This window comes from Mycobacterium sp. (assembly GCF_049281135.1).
Lineage (GTDB): Bacteria > Actinomycetota > Actinomycetes > Mycobacteriales > Mycobacteriaceae > Mycobacterium.
Genome location: NZ_JBAPRN010000288.1, coordinates 1 through 5,928, shown reverse-complemented (window position 1 = coordinate 5,928; position 5,928 = coordinate 1). Strand labels below are relative to the sequence as shown.

The window sequence follows — 5,928 nt, the reverse complement described above, 5'->3', positions numbered from 1 at the left end:
TTGACGCGCTTGTGATGGTCCCGGACGAAACGAAAGTGGGTGACCATCGCTCCGAAACTGTCCCAACCCGGGAATTCCGGGGCGTCGATGATGAGGCCGGCGAGATCACCCGTTGCCTCGATCTGGGTGTCAACCGCCCTGGCAAGTTCAGTGAAGTCGCTTTTGTCCAGTGCGGACTTGGGATGCACCACAAGGGTGGAATGCGCGGTATCCAAGTTGTATTCGATCATGATCTGCTCCTGAGGATCGTTGTGGTCGAGGGCTGAAGTGAAGTTAGTGACCGTACCGGCAATGCCGCACAACGCGTTTCGCGGCATTGCCCTCTTGTTTGGCATGCTGTCTCTAAGACGGCCGCGCCACGATCACCGGCACACGGATGGATTGAACGACGGCGTTGCTGACCGACCCCAAGAATGTGCGGGTCAGGACATTTCGGCCATGACTGCCGACCACGACAAGCTGTGCAGATTGCGATGTTTCGACGAGCGCACGCGCTGGCCGCTCACAAACGAGGAGCTTGGTCAACGTCACGTCGGGATAGCGTTCCTGCCACCCCGCGAGCGCCTCGCTCATCAGACGCTCTTCTTCTGCTTCGACCGCCGGCCAGTCGACACCTGGAAGTTCGATGAGTTCTCTGTCGCTCCACGCGTGCAGTGCTATCAAGCCGACGTGGCGACGCGAGGCTTCGTCGAATGCGATCTCGGTGGCGAGCTCCGAGGCTGATGAACCGTCCACTCCCACCAGAACAGGAGCATTCGTGGGATGCGGCATTGGTAGTTCTGCGTCATGGATAACCGCCACGGGGCAACGGGCGTGCCGCACTAGCCCCGAACTGACCGAGCCAAGCAAACCGCGAGCCAAAGCGCCGCGCCCGTCGGTGCCGACCACAATCAGTTCGGCATCTTCGGACTTGTCGATGAGCGTCGGGCCGGGAGCCGAAAGCTGCAATTCGCCGTTGATTGGTATCTGCGATGCGTCTTTCGTGATGTCATGGGCAATCTTCGATGCGTTTGCGAGAATGCCGCGGCCCTGAGCCTTCTGCCATCCCGCCACCTCTTCTAACACCTTGATCTGCGACCAGTTGCGAGCTGCGGGATCTTGCACGTGCATCAGGGTCAGCGGTACGTCGCGCATCACCGCGTCGTGCGCTGCCCAACTAACAGCGGCGTCTGATGCGGGCGACCCGTCGACGCCGACGAGGATTCCTAAATCTTTTGTTGTTGAGGACATTTGATTTCCTTTCGTCAAGGAGAATCATGTGCCGATACGACCTGCCCGGCGTAGCGCCGAAGGGTCACAGTCGTCGGGGAGAAGGTCACTACATGCTGGGCCAAAAGTCCCTGGCCATGGCAACGGGCGAACGGTGTCACCGCGCATCGATAACCGTGGATCACCGCCGCCGCAACGTTACTGCGGCACCGTCGCGAAGCGTCCAGGGATACACGTCGTGGACGAGGTTGCTTCCGGTCATGCTCGGCTGCCAGGGTGTGCCACGCATCGCAACTGGGATCGGACAACAAGCACGCAGCACTCGGCGTGCCCGAGGATGGGGTGGCGATGTGGCCCAATGAGCCTCGTGAGCTGATCTATATCGGCGCTGCCGATTACGGCGAACCGAGTACTGTCCGCGCAAAGCGTCCGATGCCCGTCGAACCGACGCATACCGTTACGGCGTAGCGGGATTCGGCTAAAAGCACCCCCGCAGGATCGCCCTGAAGAATGGCACTCTCGACTTTGACGACTTTCCCGTCGGCTGCCACCGCAGCAGCGGCTATCCTCAGCGAGGCCTCCGCGTATTCAACTTCCATCCGGACATTACCCACGGACGCGGGCGGGGAGGGCTCGGCCTGCCGCGGGATCACTTCGACCAAACGCAGCGGGACCTCTCGGCTGACAGCTTCATCGATCGCCCATTCCGCGGCCTGGATCGCTGCTTGCGAGCCGTCGATACCGACGACGATCGGTAACGTGTTGTCGTCGAATCGCGCATCGCTATTCCCCATAACCTCTGAGTCGTAGAACTGCTGAGAGTGGGCGCCGTGGCGTGGGCGGCGGCACCTTCTCCGTGACCGGAACCACGCCGACACGGACGAGAACTTGCGGCACGGCGTCATGGTCCATCAGCGACCGGATGAGTTCGCGGGTGACGCCGAGTTCGGTGAGCTGCGTGACCGGGCAAGTCGCCAGACCGGCCATCGTGCATTCCAGCAATGTTGCGGAAAGCGCTTCGCCGGCGGCCAACGCGTCGGCGCGAGTGTCGCCGTCGGTGGACAATAGCAAGACCTTGGCATGGTCTTCGGGAACTTCAAGACGTCGTTCGGCTCGACGAGGGAGGGGGAATGCCCGCCCGACTCCTACCCGGTCACCTTCGGCCGCCGAGACGAGGGCACTGTACGGGATTCCTTCTGATGCCTCGAATGGCGCTGTCCACCAGTGCAAATCGTGTTGGTAAGGAATGTCGTAGAACCTTAATGACTCCGCGATCTGGGCAGCCTCTTCGAGGCGCGGGTGCAATGCGTCGTCGATGACCTCTATATGTACGGCGTGCGGGTTGGCGCTACTGGCCACTACGGCTTCGATGGATTGCCACGCTGTCACCGAGCTGAACGGCAGGCGGTCGGTGCGACGTGCCTCAATGGCGCTGGCGAGCCCCCGATCTCGTTCGGTCACGAATTCGATCGGAGTGAACTCGATCGATGCCAGATGATTGCGACTGTTGGGATTGGGCAATCGGTCGATATGGGACTGCCACCCGGCCGCGGCCATCGCTACCCGCAGATGGTCGAGCGCAGCGCCACAACTGATCACTGCTTCCCGCGCGGAGTGGTCGGTGTCCAGTACTCGACTTGGATCGAGAAACAACCGCAATTGTCCGCGATTGAACACCCACTGCCAGGGCTGACTGTTGTGTAGTGACGGCGCGCGGCACGCTGTCCGCACCGCATCCTCGATGACGTCGGTTTCCACTGCGGTAGTTGCCATCTGTCGACCTCCCGATCTTTTATCTGCCTTGAGGGTCCTCCTCGACGCGAGGCGGCAGCAGGGCCATAGGTCCCCGATCCCGATGCCATCGGGCGGTACGTAGGCGACTTGTCGATTTGTAGGCCAAACCCCGACCCGAAGTAAGGGCCGTGTCCGTCGCCTCAAGCTCCTTGGTCTTCAGGAAGCCGCACCGGTGTCGGCGGGCAGGCGGCACATCGGACAAAGAGACCAATATCCCTCTGGGTGAGGACTAAAGCCTCATGACTGGCGATCCGATTCTGCATAGCGTTGTCTCGACGGAAGGACATCGAATGCTCGCCAATCCGTCCGCGGACCGCTGATCGTAGCGCGTCCCGCTCGGTAGCAAGCTCCGTAATACTCTTCGTGTCAATGGTTTTGGAACGTCAACAACCCGGGAGTGCAGATGTTCGAGATGTGTCCGCCGAAATCGGTCGTGGTTGGGATCGACGGGTCGCAGGCTGCCGTTCGGGCGGCGCGATGGGCCGTCGACGAGGTTGCCGGCACTGAGACTCCGTTGCGGCTGCTTTACAGCAGGGAACTGAGTCTCGGCGCTGACCAAAGCGCATGCCATGGACTACTAGCGGCGGCAGAGGACGCGGTTTACGACGCCTATGCCGCTGTCGAAGCGACGGGAAAGTCAGTCAAGGTCGAGATCGACATCCTCGAAGGGTGCGCTGTACCCGCCCTGATCGATGCTACGGAATCTACGCGATTGCTGTGCATCGGAAACGCTGAATCCGGCAATGCCTGCAGCACTGGGTTTGGTTCGACCGCAGCGAAACTGGTGCAGTCTGCGCATTGCTCCGTAGCAGTCGTCAGAGGTGAACACCACGCGGATCTGACCGATAATCGATCGATCGTGGCCCTAGTTGACGGAACGCCCGACGACGATGCCGCCGTTGAGTGGGGCTTCGAAGAGGCCACGCGGAGGAACGCTCCCCTGGTGCTGATGACCGCCTACCGGACGGCATTCGATCTCCTTCAACAGGATTGGATCCTTCGCGACCACGATCGACGGATGCGGGCGGCTCTCGATCACTATGTCGCGGCGAGAGGGCCGCACTATCCCGACGTGCACCTGCGCACCGTCACTGCGTTCGGCACTTTCCTCACCTACCTCGCCGACCATGCCACGACCACGCAACTCGCGATAGTCGGCGCGCACCACACGAGCGAGATCTGCCAACTTGTCGGCCCCTCCGGAGCCGATGCACAACACCGCGGTGACTTTTCTCTGCTTGTCGCGCGCTAGACGGACGTCGACACTCAGGTGGTCGCAGCGCCGACCGCATGACCGATCGCATAGGTGACTGCCGACGCAAGACCACCGCCAATGGCATTGCGGACCAACGCCCGACCCTTTGGCGCCGCGCCCAATCCCGCCGACAACAACCCGGTGATCACCAAAGCCAGAAGTACCGCCACGACGGTGACTGGGATTCTCCACGTCGTCGGGGGCGCCAAGATTGCGATTAACGGCAATAGAGCACCAACGGTAAAAGACAGCGCTGGGGCCAGCGACGCTTGCCACGGGCTCGCGAGCTCCTCAGGATCGATACCCATAACAACCTCACCTCGGGCTATTTGCGACGCTGTATACAGCGTCGCGATCCAGAAATGCCATTCGTAGAGTCCAATGTCCACTGGTGAAAGGCCCTACGGCACCTGTGTTGCGGTTGGCTTCTGCATAGCGTCATGGGTGTTGATGTCCGTGTCGGGATCAGGAGCAGGCCATGATCAGTGCAGGGTCACCCGGACCGGTTGTGGTGGGAGTCGACGGCTCGGACGCGGCCATTGGAGCAGCCGTATGGGCGGCCAAGGAAGCGATCCATCAAGATGTTTCGCTTCGGCTCGTTTACGTCGTCCAGATCCCCGACGGGCCAGTGAGCTCCGATCATGCTGATGCTGCCGAGCATGACTATGCCGAGATCTCTTTGCGTGCTGCTTGTTCCGCGGTGGAGGAGACCGGCCTGCCGGTCAAGATCGACACCGCCGTGCTGTACGGCGATGTCGATTGTGCACTGATCGCCGAGTCGAGCGGCGCCACCCTCATCTGCGCCGGATCTGTGGGGATCGGCCGGGTGGCCAACATGGCGCTCGGCTCGACCGCGGCGATTCTTGCCGAGGAAGCGTACTGCCCGGTGGCGATTATTCGGCGCGATGAGAAATCGGCGCCCTTGGGGTCCGGCCTCATCGCGGTGGTCGTCGATGACAGACCCGGCAACCGCGACGTCGTGCGTTGCGCGATAGAGGAGGCTCGCGTGCGGCAGGCACCCGTGCTTGCGTTATGCGTCGGGCGCAGGGCATTTTTCGAGAGCAGCCGGGACAGTTTCTATCGGCGCCTCGACGGCTTGCTGCGGCGTTATCCCGACGTCGAGATTGAAGTCGCGACCACGCGATTGAGTGTGACGCGATATCTCCAAGAACGTGTCGGTACGGTTCAGCTGGTCGTTATCGGCAGCGGCGATCACCGCCGGGTGACCCAATTAGTGGGTCCGCACGGCATGCCAATCCTTCGCCACGCCGACTGCTCCGTGCTCATCGTGCGGGGTCAACAACAGACGAGGGCGTAACGGGCCGGCAGAGCCGGATAACATCTACCGGGCGTGGACCATCCGCTGCCGAAGCTCAACGGCATGATCGCCCAGCCCGTCGACGCGGTCGACGACATCCATGACTGACCCCGAATGGGCACCGTCTCCTGCTGAAATTGGTAGTGGTGCTCCACTGTTCGGCGTCGCATTGCCCGAAACATGAAGCCGCTGAGCGTATCGATCTAGGGTCATTGGACCTCGGGCCTGCTGCCGAAATGCCTGTGGTTGCTGGGACCTCGGCGTGGTGGAAGCGTGACCGAAGCACTTCCAACCGGATTCGTTCGGCTCTACTCGCCGCACCAGGGGAGTGGTCGGATCAACTTCAAGGATG

At 61.6% G+C, this 5,928-nt stretch carries 5 protein-coding genes and 2 pseudogenes; 2 read left to right on the top strand and 5 right to left on the bottom strand.

Annotated features, from left to right (window positions below; genetic code table 11):
* The 4 genes and pseudogenes from WAN02_RS11610 to WAN02_RS11595 form a co-directional block, all read right to left on the bottom strand.
* Positions 1-230: pseudogene (locus WAN02_RS11610) on the bottom strand (STAS/SEC14 domain-containing protein); the annotation flags it as partial.
* Between the two features lie 112 nt (positions 231-342).
* Positions 343-1,230: a universal stress protein gene (locus tag WAN02_RS11605; protein WP_422264312.1), complete on the bottom strand. Its 888-nt coding sequence runs from the start codon at positions 1,228-1,230 to the stop codon at positions 343-345.
* A 374-nt stretch (positions 1,231-1,604) separates the two neighbouring features.
* Positions 1,605-2,003: a universal stress protein gene (locus WAN02_RS11600; protein ID WP_422264311.1), complete on the bottom strand. Its 399-nt coding sequence runs from the start codon at positions 2,001-2,003 to the stop codon at positions 1,605-1,607.
* Positions 1,993-2,982, bottom strand: coding sequence for an Acg family FMN-binding oxidoreductase (locus WAN02_RS11595; protein ID WP_422264310.1), 990 nt, complete (start codon positions 2,980-2,982; stop codon positions 1,993-1,995). The genes WAN02_RS11600 and WAN02_RS11595 overlap by 11 nt, the downstream gene beginning before the upstream one ends.
* A gap of 424 nt (positions 2,983-3,406) precedes the next feature.
* Here WAN02_RS11595 and WAN02_RS11590 point away from each other — a divergent pair, with 424 nt between their 5' ends.
* Positions 3,407-4,255, top strand: coding sequence for a universal stress protein (locus WAN02_RS11590; RefSeq protein WP_422264309.1), 849 nt, complete (start codon positions 3,407-3,409; stop codon positions 4,253-4,255).
* A gap of 14 nt (positions 4,256-4,269) precedes the next feature.
* On the opposite strand, the pseudogene WAN02_RS11585 reads toward WAN02_RS11590, so the two are convergent.
* Positions 4,270-4,587, bottom strand: a pseudogene (locus WAN02_RS11585) (VIT1/CCC1 transporter family protein); the annotation flags it as partial.
* A 149-nt stretch (positions 4,588-4,736) separates the two neighbouring features.
* On the opposite strand from WAN02_RS11585, the gene WAN02_RS11580 reads away from it, so the two are divergent.
* Entirely contained in the window at positions 4,737-5,576 is an 840-nt protein-coding gene (locus WAN02_RS11580; RefSeq protein ID WP_422264308.1) for a universal stress protein, read from the top strand.
* The last annotated feature ends 352 nt before the right edge of the window (positions 5,577-5,928 follow it).